At 56.1% G+C, this 23,188-nt stretch carries 17 protein-coding genes; 4 read left to right on the top strand and 13 right to left on the bottom strand.

What is annotated here, in order from left to right:
- Positions 1–27: 27 nt before the first annotated feature.
- The 5 genes from eno to rlmD form a co-directional block, all read right to left on the bottom strand.
- Positions 28–1,326 carry a phosphopyruvate hydratase gene (gene eno, locus RVY89_RS01280; protein ID WP_484826669.1) on the bottom strand — a complete coding sequence of 433 codons (1,299 nt, stop codon included), beginning with the start codon at positions 1,324–1,326 and terminating at the stop codon, positions 28–30.
- Positions 1,327–1,408: 82 nt separating this feature from the next.
- Complete coding sequence (gene pyrG, locus RVY89_RS01275) at positions 1,409–3,046, bottom strand: glutamine hydrolyzing CTP synthase (RefSeq protein WP_032648095.1); 1,638 nt, start codon at positions 3,044–3,046, stop codon at positions 1,409–1,411.
- 223 nt (positions 3,047–3,269) lie between these two features.
- Positions 3,270–4,061 (bottom strand): nucleoside triphosphate pyrophosphohydrolase, encoded by a 792-nt coding sequence (gene mazG / locus RVY89_RS01270; protein ID WP_149366631.1) that lies wholly within the window; start codon positions 4,059–4,061, stop codon positions 3,270–3,272.
- Positions 4,062–4,130: 69 nt separating this feature from the next.
- The gene (gene relA, locus RVY89_RS01265) at positions 4,131–6,362 is read right to left on the bottom strand and encodes a GTP diphosphokinase (protein ID WP_023309015.1); all 2,232 of its coding nucleotides are present in this window, start codon (positions 6,360–6,362) and stop codon (positions 4,131–4,133) included.
- Between the two features lie 51 nt (positions 6,363–6,413).
- On the bottom strand, positions 6,414–7,712 hold the full coding sequence (rlmD, locus tag RVY89_RS01260; protein ID WP_484826668.1) for a 23S rRNA (uracil(1939)-C(5))-methyltransferase RlmD: 1,299 nt from the start codon (positions 7,710–7,712) through the stop codon (positions 6,414–6,416).
- Positions 7,713–7,769: 57 nt separating this feature from the next.
- On the opposite strand from rlmD, the gene barA reads away from it, so the two are divergent.
- Positions 7,770–10,529 carry a two-component sensor histidine kinase BarA gene (gene barA / locus RVY89_RS01255; RefSeq protein ID WP_484826667.1) on the top strand — a complete coding sequence of 920 codons (2,760 nt, stop codon included), beginning with the start codon at positions 7,770–7,772 and terminating at the stop codon, positions 10,527–10,529.
- A gap of 95 nt (positions 10,530–10,624) precedes the next feature.
- Here barA and RVY89_RS01250 read toward each other — a convergent pair whose 3' ends face one another.
- From RVY89_RS01250 to syd, 8 genes are all read right to left on the bottom strand, one after another.
- Positions 10,625–11,764 (bottom strand): glycerate kinase, encoded by a 1,140-nt coding sequence (locus RVY89_RS01250; protein WP_484826666.1) that lies wholly within the window; start codon positions 11,762–11,764, stop codon positions 10,625–10,627.
- A gap of 77 nt (positions 11,765–11,841) precedes the next feature.
- Complete coding sequence (gene gudD, locus RVY89_RS01245) at positions 11,842–13,179, bottom strand: glucarate dehydratase (protein WP_484826665.1); 1,338 nt, start codon at positions 13,177–13,179, stop codon at positions 11,842–11,844.
- Positions 13,180–13,194: 15 nt separating this feature from the next.
- Positions 13,195–14,535 (bottom strand): enolase C-terminal domain-like protein, encoded by a 1,341-nt coding sequence (locus tag RVY89_RS01240; protein WP_484827888.1) that lies wholly within the window; start codon positions 14,533–14,535, stop codon positions 13,195–13,197.
- Positions 14,535–15,890 (bottom strand): MFS transporter, encoded by a 1,356-nt coding sequence (locus RVY89_RS01235; protein ID WP_371897907.1) that lies wholly within the window; start codon positions 15,888–15,890, stop codon positions 14,535–14,537. Before RVY89_RS01235 ends, RVY89_RS01240 begins: the two co-directional genes overlap by 1 nt.
- Positions 15,891–16,196: 306 nt before the next feature.
- The gene (locus RVY89_RS01230) at positions 16,197–16,646 is read right to left on the bottom strand and encodes a flavodoxin (RefSeq protein ID WP_484826664.1); all 450 of its coding nucleotides are present in this window, start codon (positions 16,644–16,646) and stop codon (positions 16,197–16,199) included.
- A gap of 24 nt (positions 16,647–16,670) precedes the next feature.
- The gene (gene truC, locus RVY89_RS01225; protein ID WP_484826663.1) at positions 16,671–17,447 is read right to left on the bottom strand and encodes a tRNA pseudouridine(65) synthase TruC; all 777 of its coding nucleotides are present in this window, start codon (positions 17,445–17,447) and stop codon (positions 16,671–16,673) included.
- Positions 17,444–17,773: a YqcC family protein gene (locus RVY89_RS01220; protein ID WP_023309024.1), complete on the bottom strand. Its 330-nt coding sequence runs from the start codon at positions 17,771–17,773 to the stop codon at positions 17,444–17,446. The genes truC and RVY89_RS01220 overlap by 4 nt, the downstream gene beginning before the upstream one ends.
- A 632-nt stretch (positions 17,774–18,405) precedes the next feature.
- Positions 18,406–18,951 (bottom strand): SecY-interacting protein, encoded by a 546-nt coding sequence (gene syd / locus RVY89_RS01215; RefSeq protein WP_484826662.1) that lies wholly within the window; start codon positions 18,949–18,951, stop codon positions 18,406–18,408.
- A gap of 69 nt (positions 18,952–19,020) precedes the next feature.
- Between syd and queF the strand changes: the two genes are divergently transcribed.
- The 3 genes from queF (at position 19,021) to RVY89_RS01200 (ending at position 23,154) form a co-directional block, all read left to right on the top strand.
- Positions 19,021–19,863 carry an NADPH-dependent 7-cyano-7-deazaguanine reductase QueF gene (queF, locus tag RVY89_RS01210; protein ID WP_484826661.1) on the top strand — a complete coding sequence of 281 codons (843 nt, stop codon included), beginning with the start codon at positions 19,021–19,023 and terminating at the stop codon, positions 19,861–19,863.
- A 116-nt stretch (positions 19,864–19,979) separates the two neighbouring features.
- Entirely contained in the window at positions 19,980–21,344 is a 1,365-nt protein-coding gene (gene ppnN, locus RVY89_RS01205; RefSeq protein ID WP_008499641.1) for a nucleotide 5'-monophosphate nucleosidase PpnN, read from the top strand.
- Between the two features lie 514 nt (positions 21,345–21,858).
- Complete coding sequence (locus RVY89_RS01200; protein WP_484826660.1) at positions 21,859–23,154, top strand: HAAAP family serine/threonine permease; 1,296 nt, start codon at positions 21,859–21,861, stop codon at positions 23,152–23,154.
- Positions 23,155–23,188 lie beyond the last annotated feature (34 nt).

Genomic DNA, 23,188 nt, shown 5'->3' with positions numbered 1-23,188 from the left:
GGCATTTTCATTTTAAGGCTTAAGCAATTATGCCTGGCCTTTGATCTCTTTACGACCGTTGTATGGTGCTTTTTCGCCCAGCGCTTCTTCGATACGAATCAGCTGGTTGTATTTAGCAACACGGTCAGAACGGCTCATAGAACCGGTTTTGATCTGGCCTGCAGCGGTACCCACAGCCAGGTCGGCAATGGTAGCGTCTTCAGTTTCGCCAGAACGGTGAGAGATAACAGCGGTGTAGCCAGCGTCTTTCGCCATTTTGATCGCAGCCAGAGTTTCGGTCAGAGAACCGATCTGGTTGAATTTGATCAGGATGGAGTTAACGATGCCTTTCTCGATGCCTTCTTTCAGGATCTTGGTGTTGGTTACGAACAGGTCGTCACCAACCAGCTGGATTTTGTCGCCCAGTACTTTAGTCTGGTATGCGAAGCCAGCCCAGTCAGACTCGTCCAGACCGTCTTCGATAGACACGATTGGGTACTGTTTGGTCAGATCTTCCAGGAAGTGAGTGAACTCTTCGGAGGTGAACGCTTTGTTGCCTTCGCCAGCCAGAACGTATTTACCGTCTTTGTAGAATTCAGATGCTGCACAGTCCATCGCCAGGGTGATGTCTTTGCCCAGCTCGTAGCCAGCAGCTTTTACTGCTTCTGCGATAACAGCCAGAGCTTCTGCGTTAGAACCCAGGTTTGGCGCATAGCCACCTTCGTCACCAACAGCCGTGTTCATACCTTTAGCTTTCAGAACTTTAGCCAGGTTGTGGAACACTTCAGAACCCATACGTACCGCTTCTTTCAGGGATTTCGCGCCAACTGGCTGAATCATGAATTCCTGAATATCAACGTTGTTGTCTGCGTGCTCACCACCGTTGATGATGTTCATCATTGGTACAGGCATGGAGTATTTGCCTGGGGTGCCGTTCAGTTCAGCGATGTGCTCGAACAGTGGCTGACCTTTCGCTGCTGCAGCTGCTTTGGCGTTCGCCAGAGAAACAGCCAGGATTGCGTTCGCACCGAAGTTAGATTTGTTTTCAGTACCGTCCAGATCGATCATGATCTTGTCGATGCCAGCCTGGTCTTTGGCGTCTTTGCCAATGATTGCCTGAGCAATAGGACCGTTTACAGCGCCAACCGCTTTCAGTACGCCTTTACCCAGGAAGCGAGATTTGTCGCCATCGCGCAGTTCCAGCGCTTCGCGGGAACCGGTAGAAGCACCTGATGGAGCAGCAGCCATACCAACGAAACCACCTTCCAGGTGAACTTCGGCTTCAACGGTCGGGTTACCACGGGAGTCGATGATTTCACGACCGATGACTTTAACGATTTTGGACATTAGATTTTCCTCAGTACAAGTTAAACTAAAACTCCAGACAAACAACGCGTACCAAAGGTACGCGTTGCCGTTCTAACTTTTTTTACTTCGCCTGACGCTTCTGGTAGTCGCTGGCGGCCTTCACAAAGCCTGCAAACAGCGGATGCCCGTCACGTGGCGTTGAAGTAAATTCCGGGTGGAACTGGCAGGCGACAAACCAAGGATGGTTTGGCACTTCAATGATCTCGACTAACTGATCATCCCCGGAGCGTCCCGCAACACGCAGGCCCGCGGCTTCAATCGGTTTCAACAACATGTTGTTGACTTCATAGCGGTGACGATGGCGCTCGGTGATGACCGGCTCGCCATACAGCTTGCGAACCACGCTATCGTCAGTCAGCTGGCAGGCCTGTGCGCCAAGACGCATGGTGCCACCCAGATCGCTCTTCTCGGTACGGACTTCGACGTTACCTTCTTCGTCACGCCATTCGGTGATAAGCGCCACAACAGGGTACTTACAGTCTGGCACAAATTCCGTAGAGTTCGCGTTTTCCATTCCCGCTACGTTGCGCGCAAATTCGATCAGCGCAACCTGCATACCCAGACAGATGCCGAGGTATGGAATATTGTTTTCACGCGCATAGCGCGCGGTGGCGATCTTGCCTTCTACACCACGGTAGCCGAAGCCGCCAGGGATAAGGATAGCATCCAGATCTTTCAGGATTTCAACGCCACGCGTTTCAACATCCTGCGAATCAATCAGCTTGATGTTCACGGAGACACGGTTCTTCAAACCACCGTGTTTCAGCGCTTCGATCACTGACTTATAGGCATCCGGCAGTTCAATGTACTTGCCGACCATACCGATAGTCACTTCGCCTGCCGGATTGGCTTCTTCGTAAATAACCTGTTCCCATTCAGACAGGTTAGCTTCCGGACAGTTCAAGCTGAATCGTTTACAAATATAATCGTCCAGGCCCTGAGATTTCAACAGGCCCGGGATTTTATAAATGGAATCGACATCTTTCATTGAAATAACGGCTTTTTCAGGCACGTTACAGAACAATGCAATTTTCGCACGTTCGTTCGCCGGAACCGCGCGATCGGAGCGGCAAACCAGGATGTCTGGCTGAATACCAATGGAGAGCAGCTCTTTCACAGAGTGCTGAGTCGGCTTGGTTTTCACTTCACCTGCAGCGGCCATGTACGGCACCAGAGTCAGGTGCATGAACAGCGCGTGTTCACGGCCAATGTCTACCGCCAGCTGACGAATCGCTTCCAGGAATGGCAGGGATTCGATATCACCCACGGTACCGCCGATTTCAACCAGCACCACGTCGTGGCCTTCGCCACCCGCAACAATGCGTTCTTTGATGGCGTTAGTGATGTGCGGGATAACCTGAACGGTGGCACCAAGATAATCACCACGGCGCTCTTTACGCAGAACGTCGGAGTAGATGCGACCGGTCGTGAAGTTGTTACGACGGGTCATTTTGGTGCGGATGAAACGCTCGTAGTGGCCAAGATCCAGATCGGTTTCAGCGCCGTCTTCAGTAACGAACACTTCCCCGTGTTGGATTGGACTCATGGTGCCCGGATCGACGTTGATGTACGGATCCAGTTTCATCATGGTCACATTGAGGCCACGGGCTTCAAGAATGGCTGCGAGGGAGGCTGCGGCAATGCCTTTACCCAGAGAGGATACGACCCCGCCGGTCACAAAAATATAGTTCGTTGTCATGCTGAACCTGAGAAGTTAGGGTGAAACGATGGAATAACCAGGACGGGAAAGTAGTATACCCGAACACGGCGAGCGCCACAAACTTTCATTCTCCGTCTCCATTCCAGGCCATGACAAACATAAGGAGTGAGAAAATAGCCCCTTTTGGGTAAATGTTTTTGACGCAAATCAAGCGCTTGTCATTTAAAAAATCACACAAATTGCGCTTGATCGCAAAATTTCGTTAGAGATCAGATTCCTGGCGCTTTACTTCCTGCCAGACTTCTTCCATCGCTTCGAGGTCAATACCGCTCATTTCCAGGCCTCGTGAGGCGACAATCCGCTCCACTTCGCGAAAGCGGCGTTCGAATTTCAGGTTGGCTTTTTGCAGCGCCGTTTCCGCTTTTACACCCAGGTGGCGAGAAAGGTTGACGGTTGCAAACAGCAGGTCGCCCATCTCTTCCTCAAGCTTTGCTTCATCCACCACCGCCTGCTGCGCTTCGTGCATGACCTCGTCAATCTCTTCGTGCACTTTATCCAGCACCGGGCCGAGGGAGGTCCAGTCAAACCCCACGGCGGAGCAGCGTTTCTGAATTTTATGCGCGCGCATCAGCGCGGGCAGGCTCAGCGGAATGTCGTCCAGCGCGGAGTGCTGGGATTTTTCTGCCCGCTCGGCGCTTTTGATTTGCTCCCAGCGGGCCAGAACTTCGGTGCTGTTTCCTGCGGTAGCGTCACCGAAAATATGGGGATGACGGCGCTCAAGCTTGTCGCTGATGGCAGCGCAAATATCGTCAAAGTTAAAGCGCCCTTCTTCCTGCGCCATCTGCGCGTAGAACACCACCTGGAACAGCAGATCGCCCAGCTCGCCGCGCAGGTCGTCAAAATCTTCACGGGAAATCGCGTCCAGCACCTCGTAAGTCTCTTCAAGGGTGTACGGGGCGATGGTAGCGAAAGTCTGCTCTTTGTCCCACGGGCAGCCGTTTTCCGGGTCGCGCAGGCGTTTCATGATGCCGAGCAGGCGGTCGATTTGAGTCATGGTTATGTCCTGATGAAAAAATGCCGGGTGGCGGCTTACGCCTTACCCGGCCTACAAAAGAGGGAAATCTTAGCCGCCGTGCAGACGACGCGCGTCAATCACATCCGGCACCTGGTTCAGCTTGCCGAGCACGCGGCCCAGCACCTGCAGGTTGTAGATTTCGATAGTCATATCGATGGTGGCAAGCTGCTCGCGGGTATCGCTGCGGCTGGCGACGCCCAGCACGTTGACCTTCTCGTTGGCGAGAATGGTCGTGATGTCGCGCAGCAGGCCGCTGCGGTCGTTGGCGGTAACGCGCACCACCAGCGAGTAGCCAGCGGAATAGCTTTCCCCCCAGACCGCTTCCACGATGCGCTCCGGCGCATGGGACTGAAGCTCGGCAAGCTGGTCGCAGTCGGAACGGTGAATTGAAATTCCGCGCCCCTGGGTGATAAAGCCGACGATATCGTCCCCGGGAATTGGCTGACAGCAGCGGGCAATGTGGTGCATCAGATTGCCCACGCCCTCTACCACCACGCGGCCGTTGTCTTTGCTGCGCTGCTGCGGCGCGTAGGTTTTCTGCTGCAGCTGCTTCAGCGCCGCCGCGTCCTGCTCTGCCGCGCTTGGCTTATTGAACTGCGCCTGCAGGAAGTTCACCATCTGATTCAGACGGATATCACCGCCGCCAATGGCCGCTAACAGCTCGTCAAGCTCGTTGAAGTTGTAGCGCGGCAGCAGGAATTTCTCCGCCTCTTTCAGGCTGATTCCGATATGCTCCAGCTCGTCGTCGAGGATCTGACGACCGGCAAGGATATTCTTGTCACGGTCCTGTTTACGGAACCAGGCGTGAATTTTCGAGCGTCCGCGGCTGGTGGTGACATACCCCAGGTTCGGGTTAAGCCAGTCCCGGCTCGGGTTCGGCTGCTTCTGGGTAATGATTTCAATCTGGTCACCCATCTGCAGCTGATAGGTGAACGGTACGATACGCCCGCCAATTTTCGCCCCGATGCAGCGGTGCCCCACATCGCTATGGATGTGGTAGGCAAAGTCGAGCGGCGTAGAGCCGGCCGGCAGGTCGACAACGTCCCCTTTCGGCGTAAAGACATACACCCGATCGTCAAAGACCTGGCTGCGCACTTCGTCGAGCATCTCGCCGGAATCGGCCATCTCTTCCTGCCACGCAATCAGCTTACGCAGCCAGGCAATGCGGTCTTCATGGCCTGAACGCGCCCCGCCGGACGTGCCTTCTTTGTATTTCCAGTGCGCGGCAACGCCCAGCTCGGCATCTTCATGCATCTGTTTGGTGCGGATCTGAATCTCGACCGTTTTACCGCCGGGGCCAAGCACCACGGTATGAATTGACTGGTAGCCGTTCGGTTTTGGGTTGGCGACATAGTCATCGAACTCATCGGGCAGATGACGGAAGTGAGTGTGCACTATCCCCAGCGCGGCGTAGCAGTCCTGCAGACGCTCCGCCACGATACGCACGGCGCGCACGTCAAACAGCTCGTCAAAGGCGAGGTGTTTCTTCTGCATTTTGCGCCAGATGCTGTAGATATGCTTAGGCCGACCGTAGACTTCGGCGCGGACGTTCTCTTCTTTCATCGCCTGGCGCAGGCCGCCGACAAACTCCTCAATATAGTGCTCGCGGTCGATGCGGCGCTCGTGCAGGAGTTTGGCAATCCGTTTATATTCCGCCGGGTGCAGATAGCGGAAGCAATAATCTTCCAGCTCCCATTTCAGCTGACCAATCCCTAAGCGGTTCGCCAGCGGCGCATAGATGTTCGTACACTCTTTGGCGGCGAGCACGCGCTCGTCTTCCGGCGCATCCTTCACCTCTCGCAGGTGGGCAATACGCTCGGCCAGCTTGATGACCACGCAGCGGAAATCATCCACCATGGCCAGCAGCATCCGGCGAACGTTATCGACCTGCTCTGAGGAGACGGAATCGGTGTGCGCGGCTTTGAGCTGGCGGATGGCCGCCATATCGCGCACGCCGTGGATCAGCGCGACGACGGATTTCCCGACGCTGTCGCGCAGCACGTCTTCGCTGACGACGTCCGCATCCGCGAGGGGGAAGAGCAGCGCGGCCTGCAGCGTTTCGATGTCCATGTTCAGCATGGACAGGATTTCAACCATCTCCACGCCGCGCCACAGGAGAAGATCGGCGTCGGGATGCCCCTGCGTGGTGCGCAGACAATAGGCCCAGGTTTCGGTTAAGCGTTCACACGACTGCTGGCTGGAAATTCCCAGACTTGCGATCCATTTTTGTGGGTCAAACTCCCCAGCTTTATTGAGATGTGCACTTCTTACCGCAACCATTGTCCTCTCCTTTAGGGACCAGGGCCTGTCGAAGTCGACAAGCCAAACAAATTAGATGTGCTCGAACAACACCATCGATTCCAGATGCCCAGTGTGCGGGAACATGTCCAGCATTGCCAGACGCTGAATTTGGTAACCCGCGCTGAGTAATGCCTCGCTGTCCCGGGCAAGCGTTGCCGGATTACAGGAAACATAGACCACACGCTTCGGCGCGAGTTTAATAATATGTGCCATCACGCCCGGCGCACCGGCGCGTGCCGGGTCGAGCAAAATTTTATCAAAGCCCTGCTTTGCCCACGGCTGTTGGGTGACATCTTCCTCAAGATTTTGATGAAAGAAGGTCACATTTTGCAAGCCGTTCTGCCGCGCGTTCTCCTGCCCTTTCGCCACCAGCGCCTCAACGCCTTCCACGCCGACGACGCTGGCCGCTTCTCGCGCCAGCGGCAGCGTGAAGTTGCCCATTCCGCAGAACAGATCGAGCACCCGGTCGCTTTTCTGAACATCCAGCCACGCCAGCGCTTTCGCCACCATCTGCTGGTTAACGCCATCATTCACCTGAATGAAATCCCGCGGGCTGAACGTTAAGCGTAGCCCGTTTGAGGCATACCAGGGCGCTTCACCGGTAACCTGTTCAAGTATCTCGCTTTGTGGTGCAAGGAAAAGCGCCAGGTCGTGGGAATGCGAAAAGCGTTCCAGTTTTTCGCGATCTTTTTTCGACAACGGCGCGGTATGGCGCAGCACCATCAGCGGGCCATTGTTTGCCATGACCAGTTCGACGTGCCCGAGGTGGCGAACGCCGTCCAGCCCGGAGAGGCAGATGCGCACTTCCGGAAGCAATGCCTCAAGATGGGGCACCAAAATGGGGCACTGCTTCACGTCCACGATGTCGCTGGAGCCGGCCTTGCGAAACCCCATCTCTAGCCGCTCCGTTTTTGGCTGATAGCTGAGGCTCAGGCGCGCGCGACGACGATAGCCCCAGGGCGCATCGGCGACAATTTCGTTAACGTCATGTTTGAGCAGACGCGCCAGCGCGCGGCTTTTGCTTTTTTGCTGTAATTCTGTGCTCGCATGCTGTTGCTGGCAGCCGCCGCACACGCCAAAATGGGGACAGCGGGGCGCCACACGCTCCGGGCTATCGTTGAGGCGACGCTTAACCTGCCCGCGCGCAAACTGGCGTTTATCTTCCGTCAGCGTAATTTCTGCTCGTTCTGCTGGCAGTAAACCTGTTATAAACAGAGCCTTACCATTGTGGCGTGCCACTCCCTGACCAAACGGATCGAGATCCGTGGCTTCAACAGTGATGATTTGACGCGTCGTCACGCGTCGCTTTGCAGAGTAGAATTGCGCCATTGCCGAGATTTTTCTCACATAAACATAATTATCTTAATTGTCCCATAACGGAACGCCATGACCAACTACAGCCTGCGCGCGCGCATGATGATTTTGATCCTCGCCCCCACCGTTCTCATCGGTTTGCTGCTGAGTATCTTCTTTGTGGTGCACCGCTATAACGATTTGCAGCGACAGCTGGAGGATGCAGGCGCCAGCATAATCGAACCGCTTGCCGTCTCCAGCGAGTACGGCATGAACCTGCAAAACCGCGAATCCATTGGGCAGTTAATCAGCGTACTCCACCGCCGCCACTCGGACATCGTACGCGCCATTTCCGTTTACGACGAACACAACCGCCTGTTCGTCACCTCGAACTTTCATCTCGATCCCGCAGCCCTGAAAATCCCGGACGGTACGCCGTTCCCGCGCCACCTCACCGTACTGCGGCGCGGCGATATCATGATCCTGCGCACGCCGATCGTGTCGGAAAGCTATTCCCCCGATGAGTCTGCGCAATCCGACGCCAAATCCAGCAATAATATGCTGGGATATGTAGCGCTGGAGCTGGATCTCAAGTCGGTCCGGCTACAGCAGTACAAAGAGATCTTCATCTCAGGCGTGATGATGCTGTTCTGCATTGGCATTGCGCTGATCTTCGGCTGGCGCCTGATGCGCGACGTGACGGGCCCCATCCGCAACATGGTTAACACGGTTGACCGCATCCGCCGGGGACAGCTCGACAGCCGTGTGGAAGGGTTTATGCTGGGCGAGCTGGATATGCTGAAAAACGGCATCAACTCGATGGCGATGTCGCTGGCGGCGTATCACGAAGAGATGCAGCACAACGTTGACCAGGCGACGTCCGACCTGCGCGAAACGCTGGAGCAGATGGAGATCCAGAACGTTGAGCTGGATCTGGCGAAAAAGCGCGCTCAGGAAGCGGCGCGTATTAAATCGGAATTCCTTGCCAATATGTCGCACGAGCTGCGCACGCCGCTCAATGGCGTGATCGGCTTTACCCGACTGACTCTGAAAAGCGAGCTGAATCCTACTCAGCGCGATCACCTGCACACCATTGAACGCTCGGCCAACAACCTGCTGGCGATCATCAACGACGTGCTGGACTTCTCCAAGCTGGAAGCGGGCAAGCTGATCCTTGAGAGTATCCCCTTCCCGCTGCGCAGCACGCTGGATGAGGTGGTGACGCTGCTCGCGCACTCGTCGCACGACAAAGGCCTTGAGCTGACGCTTAATATTAAAAACGACGTGCCGGATAACGTCATTGGCGATCCGCTGCGCCTGCAGCAGGTCATTACTAACCTTGTCGGGAATGCCATTAAATTCACCGAAAGCGGTAATATCGACGTCCTGGTAGAGAAACGCTCGATCAGCAGCAATAAGGTGCAGATTGAAGTCCAGATCCGCGATACCGGCATCGGTATTCCGGAGCGGGACCAGTCGCGTCTGTTCCAGGCGTTCCGTCAGGCAGACGCCAGTATCTCCCGCCGTCATGGCGGCACCGGCCTGGGGCTGGTGATCACGCAACGCCTGGTGAACGAGATGGGCGGCGATATCTCTTTCCACAGCCAGCCAAACCGCGGTTCAACCTTCTGGTTCCACATTAATCTGGATCTCAATCCGAACGTGCTGACCGATGGCCCGGTGACGGACTGTCTGAAGGGCAAGCGTCTGGCCTACGTCGAACCTAACGCTGCGGCGGCGCAGTGTGCGCTCGACATCTTAAGCACCACGCCGCTGGAGGTGGTCTACAGCCCAACCTTCTCAGCGCTTGCCGTTGAGCATTACGACATTCTGCTGATGGGGATCCCGGTGACCTTCACCGGCGAACTGACCATGCAGCAGGAGCGGCTGGCAAAAGCCGCGTCGATGACCGACTACCTGCTGCTGGCGCTGCCCTGCCACGCGCAGATTAATGCGGAGGAGTTGAAAAATGACGGGGCCGCCGCCTGTCTGCTAAAACCGCTTACCGCGACCCGCCTTCTGCCCGCGCTCACGGAGTATTGTCGTCTTAGCCAGCATGCCCTTCCGCTGATTAACGATGAGCAAAAATTGCCGATGAGCGTGATGGCGGTGGATGATAATCAGGCCAACCTGAAGCTCATTGGCGCATTGCTGGAAGACCAGGTTCAGCATGTTGAGCTGTGCACCAGCGGCGTGCAGGCGGTTGAACAGGCTAAGCAGATGCAGTTCGATTTAATCCTGATGGATATTCAGATGCCGGATATGGACGGTATCCGGGCCTGCGAGCTGATCCACCAGCTGCCGCATCAGCAGCAAACGCCGGTCATTGCGGTCACCGCGCACGCGATGGCCGGTCAGAAAGAGAAGCTGCTGAGCGCCGGGATGAACGACTATCTGGCAAAGCCCATCGATGAAGAGAAACTTCATAGCCTGCTGTTGCGCTACAAGCCGGGTCATATTGGCGGAACGTACACGGTTTCCAGCGAGCCGGTAGAAATCAGCGTCAACCAGAACGCGACCTTTGACTGGCAGCTTGCCCTGCGCCAGGCGGCTGGTAAACCCGATCTCGCCCGCGACATGCTGCAAATGCTGGTCGCGTTTCTGCCGGAAATTCGCAATAAGGTGGAAGAGCAGCTGGTGGGTGAAAACCCGGAAGATTTGCTGGATGCGATCCACAAGCTGCACGGCAGCTGCGGGTACAGCGGCGTACCGCGGCTGAAAAACCTCTGCCAGCTGCTGGAGCAGCAGCTGCGTGCGGGCACGCCGGAATCGGAGCTTGAACCGGAGTTCCTGGAACTGCTGGATGAAATGGATAACGTGACGCGGGAAGCGATGAAGGTGTTGGGGAGCTGAGGTAAAAGCCCGGTGGCGGTTTCGCCTTACCGGGCCTACGATTGCGGGTGCGGCCTGATGCCCTCACCCCGCCCCTCTCTCACAGGGAGAGAGAATTACATCCCCTGCCCCACTTTCAGCACCGCCGCGATATTCCTGGCGGCCATCCTGACATTTTCGCCAGCATTTTCCAGCGCGTCTTCCAGCGAGCAGATGGTGTAGATCACGCTAAACACGGCATCAATGCCGTGATCGTGTACCACGCCAACGTCCGCCGTCAGGCTGCCCGCAATGCCGATGACGGGTTTGTTAAAGCGTTTCGCCACTTTCGCCACCCCCACCGGGACTTTGCCGTGGATCGTCTGGCTGTCAATGCGGCCTTCCCCCGTGATCACCAGATCCGCATCGGCCACCTGGTCGGCCAGGTGAAGCGCATCGGTCACGATCTCAATGCCCTGGCGCAGCTGCGCGCCGCAAAAGGCGTACAGCGCGGCCCCCATGCCACCCGCCGCGCCGCCGCCAGCAAGGTTTAGCACGTCGATATCCAGATCCCGGGCAATGACGCTCGCATAGTGCGCAAGCGCGTTGTCCAGGGTGACGATCATTTCTGCGGTGGCGCCCTTTTGCGGGCCAAATACGGCTGACGCACCGTCCTTCCCGGTGAGCGGATTGGTCACATCGCAGGCGACTTCTATCCGGCACTCCGCCAGACGTCTGTCCAGCCCGCTCAGGTCGATACGCGCGAGTTTTCCCAGCTCGCCACCGCCCTGCCCAAGAGGCTGTTCACTCGCATCGAGCAATTTAGCGCCCAGCGCCTGCACCATCCCTGCGCCGCCGTCATTGGTGGCGCTGCCGCCAATGCCAATGATGATATGCTTAACGCCCGCATCCAGCGCGTGACGAATCAGTTCGCCCGTGCCCCAGGAGGTGGTTTTCAGCGGATTACGCTGCGAAGGCGCAACCAGCTCCAAGCCGCTTGCCGCCGCCATTTCAATAAAGGCGCTCTGCTCGTCACCGGATAAGCCATAAAATCCTTCTACGCGTTCACCCAGCGGGCCCGTCACCGGAACATGCACAATGCGTCCCTGCGTTGCCGCGATCATCGCCTCAACCGTCCCTTCGCCACCGTCCGCGACCGGCAGTTTGACGTAAACCGCCTCGGGAAAGATCTCGCGAAAACCACGCTCTATCGCTGTCGCAACCTCAAGCGCACTCAAACTTTCCTTATACGAGTCCGGTGCGATAACAATTTTCATAAGCCATCCTTACGCATAGTCGTTACGTTAAGCATACACCACGTAAAAGACCGCTCATGGGAGCGGTCCCAATGCGTTTATCGTACCATGCACGGGCGTTTATTGTCGAATGTCCAGTCGGGGATCAGGTACTGCATCGCCATCGCGTCGTCCCGCGCGCCCAGACCGTGTTTTTGATACAGCTCATGAGCCTTCATGACCTGGTCCATATCCAGCTCAACCCCCAGCCCCGGTGTGGAAGGCACCTGCACCATGCCACCTTTGATCTCAAACGGCTGCTTAGTCAGACGCTGATTACCTTCCTGCCAGATCCAGTGGGTGTCGATAGCGGTGATTGTCCCCGGCGCGGCGGCGGCGACGTGCGTGAACATCGCCAGAGAGATATCGAAGTGGTTGTTGGAGTGCGAACCCCAGGTCAGGCCAAACTCATGGCACATCTGCGCCACGCGCACCGAACCCTGCATCGTCCAGAAGTGCGGGTCCGCCAGCGGAATATCGACTGACTGGAGGGATAATGTATGCCCCATCTGACGCCAGTCTGTAGCAATCATATTGGTCGCGGTCGGCAGCCCCGTTGCGCGGCGGAATTCCGCCATGACTTCACGGCCCGAGAAGCCTTGCTCAGCCCCACAGGGATCTTCCGCATACGCCAGCACGCCTTTCAGCTGTTTACCAATTTCGATCGCTTCATCAAGCGACCATGCTCCGTTCGGATCCAGCGTCACGCGCGCCTGCGGGAAACGTTTTGCCAGCGCGGTGATGGCTTCCGCCTCTTCTTCCCCGGCCAGCACGCCGCCCTTCAGTTTAAAATCGTTGAAACCATATTTCTCGTAAGCGGCTTCCGCCAGGCGCACCACCGCATCAGGGGTCATTGCCTCGTCGTGGCGGAGTCGGTACCAGTCGCAGTGTTCTTCGGGCTGGCTCTGATACGGCAGTGGCGTCAGCTTGCGGTCACCGACAAAGAACAGATAGCCCAGCATTTCCACTTCGCTGCGCTGCTGCCCCTCGCCCAGCAGCGACGCAACGTTAACGCCCAGATGCTGGCCCAGCAGATCCAGCATCGCGGCTTCAATTCCGGTCACCACGTGGATAGTGGTGCGCAGATCGAAGGTCTGCAGACCCCGGCCCCCGGCATCGCGATCGGCAAAGGTATTGCGCACGGTGTTGAGGACATTTTTGTACTCGCCCAGCGTTTTACCCACCACCAGCGGAATGGCATCTTCCAGGGTTTTGCGGATCTTCTCCCCGCCCGGAATCTCGCCCACGCCGGTATGGCCGGAATTGTCTTTGATAATGACAATGTTGCGGGTAAAGAATGGCGCATGCGCTCCGCTCAGGTTCATCAGCATGCTGTCATGGCCCGCAACCGGAATGATTTGCATGGAAGTAACGACAGGGGTCGTAAATGTACTCATCGTGTAATCCTTTTATCAGTGACGTCCAAAAACAGGGCGCTTACGGTCAAATGTCCAGCCGGGGATAAGGTACTGCATCGGGCCCGCATCGTTACGCGCGCCGCCCGGCAGCTTTTTATACGCCTCATGGGCTTTATGGATCCTATCCCAGTCCAGCTCCACGCCCAGGCCCGGCTCATCCTGTACGGCAATTTTGCCATTGATGATTTCCAGCGGATTTTTCGTCAGGCGGGCTTCCCCTTCCTGCCAAATCCAGTGGGTGTCGATGGCGGTTGGGTTACCCGGCGCTGCGGCGCCAACGTGGGTAAACATCGCCAGCGAAATATCAAAGTGATTGTTCGAGTGACAGCCCCAGGTGAGCCCCCAGTCATCGCACAGCTGGGCCACGCGCACTGCGCCGGAGAGCGTCCAGAAGTGCGGGTCCGCCAGCGGTATGTCGACCGCGTTCAGCATCACTGCGTGACCCATTTCGCGCCAGTTGGTGGCGATCATATTGGTCGCGACAGGGAGCCCGGTGGCGCGACGGAACTCGGCCATGACTTCGCGGCCCGAGAAGCCCTGCTCCGCGCCGCAGGGGTCTTCCGCATAGGTCAGGACATCCCCCAGCCCTTTGCACAGGCTAATCGCTTCATCCAGCAGCCATGCGCCGTTGGGATCGACGGTGATCCGTGCATCCGGGAAGCGTTTTTTCAGCGCCCGGGCCGTTTCAATCTCCTGCTCGCCGGGCAGCACGCCGCCCTTCAGCTTGAAATCCTTAAAGCCGTAGCGATCCTGCGCCGCCTCGGCCAGCCGCACTACCGCGTCGCTGGAGAGCGCATCCTGGTGGCGCAACTGATACCAGTCGTGGTTGCCCGCGGTTCGGGCCAGATAGGGGAGATCGGTTTTATTGCGATCGCCAACGTAAAACAGATAGCCCAGCACGGTGACCGCATCGCGCTGTTTGCCGGGCCCCAGCAGTTCGCAGACCGGGACATTGAGCGCCTTCCCCAGTAAATCAAGCAGCGCCGCTTCCAGAGCGGCGACCGCGTTGACGCGCAGTTCAAACGTCCAGGCACCTTTTCCGAACGTATCAAAGTCTGCCGACTGGTTGCCTTTATGCACCCGCTGAACCACCTTGTTCAGGCGGGCAATCTCCTGCCCCACGACCTGCGGAATGGCATCGACCAGCGTCTGGTAAATCACCTCTCCACCAGGGGCCTCGCCCACGCCGGTATTCCCTGCGCTGTCTTTCAGCACAACGATATTACGGGTAAACCAGGCATTATGCGCACCGCCAATATTGAGCAGCATGCTGTCCTGTCCGGCCACCGGGATGACCTTCATTTCAGTGACGGTTGGGCTCGATTGGGTTGTCATCATCCACGCTCCGCAACAGGTTTAAGTTCGACGCGTTTGATATCCCCCACCAGCACCAGGTAACTCAGTACCGCCACCAGCGCATGCACACCCACGTAGATTAGCGCACCGTTAAACGATCCGGTGGTGCCGACGATGTAGCCGATAGCGATGGGCGTAACAATCCCGGAGATGTTGCCGAACATGTTGAACAGACCGCCGCTCAGGCCGCTGATCTCTTTCGGGGCCGTATCCGCCATCACCGCCCAGCCCAGCGCGCCAATGCCTTTGCCGAAGAAGGCCATCGCCATAAAGCCGATAATCATCCACTCGGCATTGACGTAGTTACAGAACACCATGGTCATGGAGAGCAGCATGCCGAGCACGATAGGCGTTTTACGCGCGATGTTCAGCGAGCCCGTGCGGCGCATCAGCCAGTCGGAGATCACCCCGCCGAGCACGCCCCCCACGAAGCCGCAGATGGCCGGGACCGAGGCGACAAATCCCGCTTTCAGAATCGACATGCCGCGTGCCTGCACCAGGTATACCGGGAACCAGGTGATGAAAAAGTAGGTTAAGGCGTTGATACAGTACTGGCCCAGATAGATCCCTATCATCATGCGTGAGCCAACGAGCTGCCTGATCTGCGCCCATTTCTGGCTGAACGGGACTTTCGCCGTCGAGGATTTCTGATCCATGTTGATCAGCGCGCCGCCTTCCGCGATGTACTCCAGCTCTTTTTTATTCACGCCTGGATGCTGGTTGGGTTCGTGGATCACTTTCAGCCAGACGAAGCTGATGACGATCCCGAGTCCGCCCATAAAGAAGAACACGTGTGACCAGCCCACCTCATGGGTCAGCCAGCCCATAATGGGCGCAAAGATCACCGTCGCGAAGTACTGTGCGGAGTTAAAAATTGCCACCGCCGTTCCCCTCTCCTGCGCCGGGAACCAGGCCGCCACAATGCGGCTGTTACCCGGGAAGGAAGGCGCTTCCGCTAGCCCTACCAGGAAGCGCAGCGTGAAGAGCGCCACGATAATGCCGAAGCCGCTGAAGATATCGACGAAGCCCTGCAGCAGGGTAAAGGCAGACCAGATGAAGATGGACCAGAAATAGACCCGTTTAGAGCCAAAGCGGTCCAGCAGCCAGCCGCCAGGGATTTGCCCGATGACGTAGGCCCATGAGAATGCGGAGAAAACGTAACCCATGCCCACCGGATCAAGGCCGATATCTTTTGCCATTTCCGAACCGGCAATCGACAGCGTGGCGCGGTCACCATAGTTAAAGGACGTGACGATAAACAGCATCACCACTATCCAGTAGCGGGCATTGGTGCGCTTTTCAGCGCTGCTCGCTGCGTGGCTTAATGTACTCATTGTTGCACTCCTGAAACATAGCTTTCGCCTGGTTCATTCTGTACAGCACCGGTAGGGTAAGCAGAATGAGATTGGTTTTGTCGTTTTGGTACGGCCTGACGCCGTTTTATAGTGACCGGAAAAGTATATGAAGGAGTGGCGCTGCTACTCACCGTGCAAAAACACAGTATTAAAGGGTGTGAGGGAGGTTGTTTAGGGCATAAGCCCAGAGGAGTGGAAGGTAGTTCACGGAAATGGCGTTTGGTGGGGGTGTAATGCCGGGTGGCGGCTACGCCTGACCCGGCCTACCATTGGTATCGCGCAGGGTTATTTAAGCAGCGTTGCCCAGTGTTCGACCCACGGGTTTGATTGGCTTTCTGGCTCCGGGTGCTCACCCGCATCAATCAGCAGCATCTCGCCAACGCGCTGGGCGCTCTGCTCCTGCAGGAGCGCATCGAACTGCTTTCCGCCGTCGCAGAAGTTGACGTAAGAGCTGTCGCCGAGGGCGATGATGCCGTAGTGAACATCTGGCTGATAGCCAAGCTGGTCTTTAATGCCCTGGAACAGCGGCACGATGCTGTCCGGCAGATCGCCCTGCCCGGTGGTGGAGGTCACCACCAGAATGTATTTATCTTTATACTTTTCCCAGTCCGCCAGCTCCGGATCTTCATAGACCGTGGCTTTATGGCCCAGGCCTGCCAGAATCGCTTCCGCCTCTTCCGCGACCAGCAGCGAGTTGCCGTACATTGTGCCGACAAAAATGCCTACTTCAGCCATGCTATTTTCCCATATTGAATGCGCTTACTCTTCATCCTGAACGTTGCCCGGTACAAACTCAACCCTTTCATTTTCGGGGAGTTGTCCCAGCCAGCCAAACTGTGACAGCGCCTGCATCCAGACCTCGTCCAGTCCCGCGCGGATAGTCAGCGGCTCGCCGGTAAACGGGTGCGTCAGGCTGAGCTCGCTTGCGTGTAGCATCAGACGATGGCAGCCAAAATGTTCAGCCGCGCTGCGGTTCTGGCGTAAATCACCGTGTTTGCTGTCGCCAATAATCGGGTGACGCAGATGCGCAAGGTGGCGTCGCAGCTGGTGCTTACGCCCGGTTTTGGGCAGAAGCTCAACCAGGCTGTAGCGTGTGGTCGGAAATTTGCTGGTGGCCACCGGCATTTCCGTCGTCGCCATGCCGCGATAATCCGTCACGGCGGGCTGCGGGCCTTTGTCATCCCGGGCAAATTTATCGGCGATTTTGTCCAGCTCCTCCACCAGCGGGTAGTCCAGGGTGGCGGACTCGGTCAGCCAGCCACGCACGATCGCGTGATAGCGCTTCTGGATCTGGTGCTGTTCAAACTGCTGCGCCAGCAGACGGCCAGCTTCGCTGGAAAGCCCCATCAGCAGCACGCCGGAGGTCGGCCGGTCGAGGCGATGGGCGGTAAAAACATGCTGACCAATCTGGTCGCGAACGGTCTGCATCACCACCACCTTCTCATCGCGATCCAGCCAGCTGCGGTGCACCAGCCAGCCTGACGGTTTATTCACCGCCACCAGCCACTCGTCCTGATAGAGGATCTCAAGCGTCATGCATCTTCACCGGCAAATAGGGCATCCAGTTTTTCCAGTTCGACCAGCATGACGTCGCGCGCAGGGTGCGTCGCCTCGAGCGCCATTTCATAATAGGGAGAGACAGCAAACGCCTGCGGCAAGGGGTGCCCCCCCTCAAGCAGGGCGTGCATGCGCGGAATTAACACCCACTGCAGCCACTCGAAAGGAGCCAGCGTATCCAGGCAAAAGGGCTGGGTGCTGGCGAACGCTTCTGGCTGCGGCGCGGTCTCCTGCCACAGCTGATGTTGGCGCAAAAGGGCTTCGATGGCGTGCAACTGAGCACGAACGCTATCGTGTTGCGTCATAGTAACCTCAACTGAAAAAGTGAACGGCGCGCAGCATAGCATTGCGAAAGGCAGAAATAAAAAAAGGGAGCACTGTAAAAACAGTGCTCCCGGTTCGTTCCGCAGCATTCCAGCTACAATTCGTGCTCCCTGCTCATCCGTGACAACTTTTCCTGAAGCCCGAAGGCCTGGTCATCCGTCTACCTTTTGCATCCTTCACACATCTTCCTGACGTGTTTGTTTCATCCTGAAACGTCCTGGCCTTCCTGACCCACCGACCATCCTGACCGGCTCTCATTCTCCTTCCTGGAGGTGTCCCTTACGCATCCTGCGTCATCCACTTCGCTTCATCCTGAAGCCTTCCTGCAGCGCCATCCTGACGAGTCCTGAGTGAGAAACGCCATCATCCTGATGTTCGTTTCTCGTGTCGGCTTCCTGTCGACGGAGATAGAATCCGCTATTCCGCTTCGTCTTACAACCCACTCAGCCAGCCTTGTAAGACGCCGGGACTCCCTAAAAATAATAGGACGAACAACTAATTCATTGAAAAATAGAGTGATATTAATCTGAATTTAATGAGGTAATACTGAATGTTCCAGCGATCTCTCACAAACCTTGTAAGAGATCTCTCACACGCGCTGTAGCAGCATGGATTACAGAAGGGGCTCAAGTCGGGTGAGGAAATCCGCAAGAGAGGGAGCGAGAGTCTCGCGATTGCGGGTGCCGATAGTCTCTTTAACCACTTCACCTGACAGGTTACAGACGGAGATAACGTCAAGTTCGCTGTCCAGCGTGGCAATAAAGAGCGTCGGAGAAAGCTTCAGGCGCTTTTGCGTGACCAGATGACCAATCAGGTTTTCCTGAACACGCTGCAGATCGTCTTCGCTCCAGGTCTGCAACAGCGTCAGCGTGATATCAGCAAAGCGCGCGGGCATATCCCCTGCGAACTGCGTGGTATAAAACGCATGAACCGCTGGTTGTACCACAATGTCCATTGCCCGTTCAACCGCATTTACATTTTGCTCGCCGGTATTGGGCTTCGGCTGCCAGATAACGTAATCGTCGAGCGAAGAGATAATGCACGGCGAGGGTACGCCATATAAATCAGCACTTTGCGGCCACGATCCCTGCTTTTCATGCCATGCGTCGCAATAGCGGGTCGTGAAGGTAGTGAGGGCATTTGCAGTTTCGATGTCCACCGATTTCTCTCTTCTTGTAAGACAGGATAAACTCAGCCCATAAGTGTACCTGTAAAGTGGCTATGAAACATGTCTTACGAAAATCATCAGGCGTTAACCGGCTTAACGCTGGGTAAATCGACCGATTACCGCGATACCTACGATGCGAGCCTGCTGCAGGGCGTGCCGCGCAGCCTGAACCGCGATCCTCTGGGCCTGCATGCGGACGCGTTGCCGTTTGTCGGCGGCGATATCTGGACGCTGTATGAACTCTCGTGGCTAAACGCGCGCGGTCTGCCGCAGGTGGCGGTGGGCCACGTTGAGCTGGATTACGCCAGCGTTAATCTCGTCGAGTCCAAAAGCTTTAAGCTCTATCTCAACAGCTTTAACCAGACCAAATTCAACAGCTGGGACGACGTTCAGCACACTCTGGAACGTGATTTAAGCGCTTGCGCGCAGGGAAAGGTGAGCGTCTCACTTTATCGCCTGCACGAGCTGGAAGGGCAGCCTGTTGCCCACTTCAACGGGACCTGCATCGACGATCAGGATATTGAGGTGGCGAATTATGAATTCAGCGCCGATTACCTCGAAGACGCGGCGAGCGGAAAGGTGGTCGAAGAGACGCTGGTCAGCCATCTGCTGAAATCCAACTGCCTGATCACCCACCAGCCGGACTGGGGCTCGGTGCAGATCCAGTACCGCGGCCCGAAAATTGACCGAGAAAAGCTGCTGCGCTACCTGGTGTCGTTCCGCCATCACAATGAATTCCACGAGCAGTGCGTGGAGCGCATCTTTAGCGATATTCAACGTTTCTGCCAGCCAGAAAAATTGAGCGTTTACGCGCGCTACACCCGCCGCGGCGGTCTGGACATCAACCCATGGCGCACCAACACTGATTTTGTGCCGGCGACCGGACGGCTGGTGCGTCAGTAATATAAATATTTTCACAATATGCGCGGTATCTTCCGCGCTTTAGGTTGTGAAACGTCACGCGCCAGGGCTATTGTAATCAACAGGGAAAGACGATAATCGTCCCGTAAGGAGCTCACTTGATTACACATATTAGCCCGCTTGGCTCAATGGATATGTTGTCGCAGCTGGAAGTGGACATGCTTAAACGCACGGCCAGCAGCGATCTTTATCAACTGTTTCGTAACTGTTCACTTGCCGTTCTGAACTCCGGAAGCCTGACAGATAACAGTAAAGAACTGCTGTCCCGCTTCGAAAGCTTTGATATCAACGTGCTGCGCCGCGAGCGTGGCGTGAAGCTTGAAGTCATCAACCCGCCGGAAGAGGCGTTTGTCGACGGACGCATCATTCGTTCACTTCAGGCTAACCTGTTTGCCGTGCTGCGTGACATCCTGTTTGTTAACGGGCAGATCCACAACGCAGGCCGTTTCCAGCATCTCGACCTGGAAAGCTCGGTCCATATCACCAACCTCGTGTTCTCCATTTTGCGTAACGCCCGTGCCCTGCACGTGGGTGAAGCACCGAACATGGTCGTCTGCTGGGGCGGTCACTCCATTAACGAAACCGAATACCTTTATGCGCGTCGGGTGGGCACCCAGCTCGGCCTGCGCGAGCTGAATATCTGTACCGGCTGTGGTCCGGGTGCGATGGAAGCGCCTATGAAAGGTGCGGCGGTTGGGCATGCGCAGCAGCGTTATAAAGAGGGGCGGTTTATCGGCATGACCGAACCGTCAATCATCGCGGCTGAGCCACCTAACCCGCTGGTCAACGAGCTGATTATCATGCCGGATATCGAGAAACGTCTTGAGGCGTTTGTCCGTATCGCCCACGGCATTATCATCTTCCCGGGCGGCGTGGGGACAGCGGAAGAGCTGCTCTACCTGCTGGGTATTCTGATGAATCCGGCCAACAAAGATCAGGTTCTGCCGCTGATCCTGACCGGGCCAAAAGAGAGCGCCGACTACTTCCGCGTGCTGGACGAATTTATCGTGCACACGCTGGGTGAAGCCGCACGTCGTCACTATCGCATCATCATTGACGATGCCGCAGAAGTGGCGCGCCAGATGAAGAAAGCGATGCCATTGGTGAAAGAGAACCGTCGCGATACCGGTGATGCGTACAGCTTTAACTGGTCAATCCGCATTGCGCCGGACCTGCAGATCCCGTTCGAGCCTTCACACGAGAACATGGCGAACCTGAAACTCTACCCGGACCAGCCGGTGGAGGTCCTGGCCGCCGATCTACGTCGTGCCTTCTCCGGGATTGTGGCGGGCAACGTCAAAGAGGTGGGCATCCGCGCCATTGAGCAGTACGGTCCGTACAAGATCCACGGAGACCCGGAGATGATGCGCCGTATGGACGACATGCTGCAGGGCTTTGTCGCCCAGCACCGCATGAAGCTGCCGGGCTCTGCCTATATTCCTTGCTACGAAATCTGCACATAACGCTTAGCGGTATCTCATTAAAGCCGGGTCGCCCTGTCGCGCGTCCCGGCTTTTTTATTCCCGATGTAATTCATAGGCATCACTTATATCTTTTACAAAATCATCACAAACGCAAACGATTACCTCTTTTTTACAACCGTGAGTTATCAGCCTTAATCCAAATTACCCGCCAGAAAATACTAAAAACCCATTTCTTTACAGCTAAAGACACCTATATCACGGCTCAGTCTTTCAGCTCACATGTCGTTGGTGGTAGCCTTCGCGCCCGTAAATTCTCTTTGATGTTTTTTTAACAGATAAATGGTCTAAAGATGCCCACATCATAAGTGGATTATTGCATTTGGGATCACGATCACTGATAGATTCATTACTAGAATGTATCTTTCCGCCCGCCAATAGTTACGGGCAAAAATTATTAAAAAACCGTCACTGAACGAATTTCATATTACCGTCAGGCACTTTTTCATCGGATTTGACTAAAAACCTGACAATTCGCTTCCTCCAGGAGATACAGATGGAAACCACTCAAACCAGCACCGTTGCTTCGATTGAATCCCGAAGTGGTTGGCGCAAAACGGATACCATGTGGATGCTTGGCCTTTACGGCACAGCAATCGGCGCTGGTGTACTGTTCCTTCCTATCAACGCAGGCGTCGGCGGTCTGATCCCGCTGATCATCATGGCTATCATTGCTTTTCCGATGACCTTCTTTGCACACCGCGGTCTGACCCGCTTCGTGCTGTCCGGTAAAAACCCGGGCGAAGACATCACTGAAGTGGTTGAAGAGCATTTCGGCGTTGGCGCAGGTAAGCTGATTACCCTGCTCTACTTCTTCGCGATTTACCCTATTCTGCTGGTCTACAGCGTGGCGATCACCAACACCGTTGAAAGCTTCATGACGCACCAGCTGCACATGACGCCGCCACCGCGTGCGATTCTGTCTCTGATCCTGATTGTGGGCATGATGACCATCGTGCGCTTCGGTGAGCAGATGATTGTGAAAGCGATGAGCGTACTGGTCTTCCCGTTCGTGATTGCTCTGATGGTACTGGCTTGCTATCTGATCCCACAGTGGAACGGTGCAGCGCTGGAAACCCTGTCCCTGAGCAGCGCATCGGCAACCGGTAACGGCCTGCTGATGACCCTCTGGCTGGCGATTCCGGTGATGGTGTTCTCTTTCAACCACTCCCCAATCATCTCTTCTTTCGCTGTTGCGAAACGTGAAGAGTACGGTAATGGCGCAGAGAAGAAGTGCTCCAGCATCCTGGCACGCGCTCACATCATGATGGTATTGACCGTTATGTTCTTCGTCTTCAGCTGCGTACTGAGCCTCTCCCCGGCGGACCTGGCGGCAGCGAAAGAGCAGAACATCTCTATTCTGTCTTACCTGGCGAACCACTTTAACGCACCGGTCATTGCGTGGATGGCACCTATCATCGCGATTATCGCCATCACCAAATCCTTCCTGGGCCACTACCTCGGCGCACGTGAAGGCTTCAACGGTATGGTGATTAAATCTCTGCGCGGTAAAGGCAAGAGCATTGAAATCAACAAGCTGAACAAAATCACTGCACTGTTCATGCTGCTCACCACCTGGGCGGTAGCAACGCTGAACCCAAGCATCCTGGGCATGATTGAAACCCTGGGCGGCCCGGTCATCGCGATGATTCTGTTCCTGATGCCGATGTACGCGATTCAGAAAGTCCCTGCTATGCGTAAGTACAGCGGACATGTGAGCAACGTCTTTGTGGTTATCATGGGTCTTATCGCAATCTCTGCGATCTTCTACTCCCTGTACACCATGTTCTGATTATCACCCGCGCCGTCTTCGGACGGCGCACTCC

It is taken from the genome of Enterobacter sp. 3U4 (genome assembly GCF_057224565.1).
The sequence above is the reverse complement of the archived record's forward strand: the minus strand, read 5'-3'. Positions and strand labels throughout refer to the sequence as shown.

Excerpts from the sequence above, each read along its gene's own strand:
- RVY89_RS01235 (WP_371897907.1), bottom strand. The coding sequence starts at position 15,890 with ATGAGTACATTAAGCCACGCAGCGAGCAGCGCTGAAAAGCGCACCAAT.
- rlmD (WP_484826668.1), bottom strand. The coding sequence starts at position 7,712 with ATGGCGCAATTCTACTCTGCAAAGCGACGCGTGACGACGCGTCAAATC.
- RVY89_RS01200 (WP_484826660.1), top strand. The coding sequence starts at position 21,859 with ATGGAAACCACTCAAACCAGCACCGTTGCTTCGATTGAATCCCGAAGT.
- eno (WP_484826669.1), bottom strand. The coding sequence starts at position 1,326 with ATGTCCAAAATCGTTAAAGTCATCGGTCGTGAAATCATCGACTCCCGT.
- pyrG (WP_032648095.1), bottom strand. The coding sequence starts at position 3,046 with ATGACAACGAACTATATTTTTGTGACCGGCGGGGTCGTATCCTCTCTG.
- barA (WP_484826667.1), top strand. The coding sequence starts at position 7,770 with ATGACCAACTACAGCCTGCGCGCGCGCATGATGATTTTGATCCTCGCC.
- RVY89_RS01220 (WP_023309024.1), bottom strand. The coding sequence starts at position 17,773 with ATGACGCAACACGATAGCGTTCGTGCTCAGTTGCACGCCATCGAAGCC.
- truC (WP_484826663.1), bottom strand. The coding sequence starts at position 17,447 with ATGACGCTTGAGATCCTCTATCAGGACGAGTGGCTGGTGGCGGTGAAT.
- RVY89_RS01250 (WP_484826666.1), bottom strand. The coding sequence starts at position 11,764 with ATGAAAATTGTTATCGCACCGGACTCGTATAAGGAAAGTTTGAGTGCG.
- relA (WP_023309015.1), bottom strand. The coding sequence starts at position 6,362 with ATGGTTGCGGTAAGAAGTGCACATCTCAATAAAGCTGGGGAGTTTGAC.
- RVY89_RS01230 (WP_484826664.1), bottom strand. The coding sequence starts at position 16,646 with ATGGCTGAAGTAGGCATTTTTGTCGGCACAATGTACGGCAACTCGCTG.
- mazG (WP_149366631.1), bottom strand. The coding sequence starts at position 4,061 with ATGACTCAAATCGACCGCCTGCTCGGCATCATGAAACGCCTGCGCGAC.
- queF (WP_484826661.1), top strand. The coding sequence starts at position 19,021 with ATGTCTTACGAAAATCATCAGGCGTTAACCGGCTTAACGCTGGGTAAA.
- gudD (WP_484826665.1), bottom strand. The coding sequence starts at position 13,179 with ATGAGTACATTTACGACCCCTGTCGTTACTTCCATGCAAATCATTCCG.
- RVY89_RS01240 (WP_484827888.1), bottom strand. The coding sequence starts at position 14,535 with ATGACAACCCAATCGAGCCCAACCGTCACTGAAATGAAGGTCATCCCG.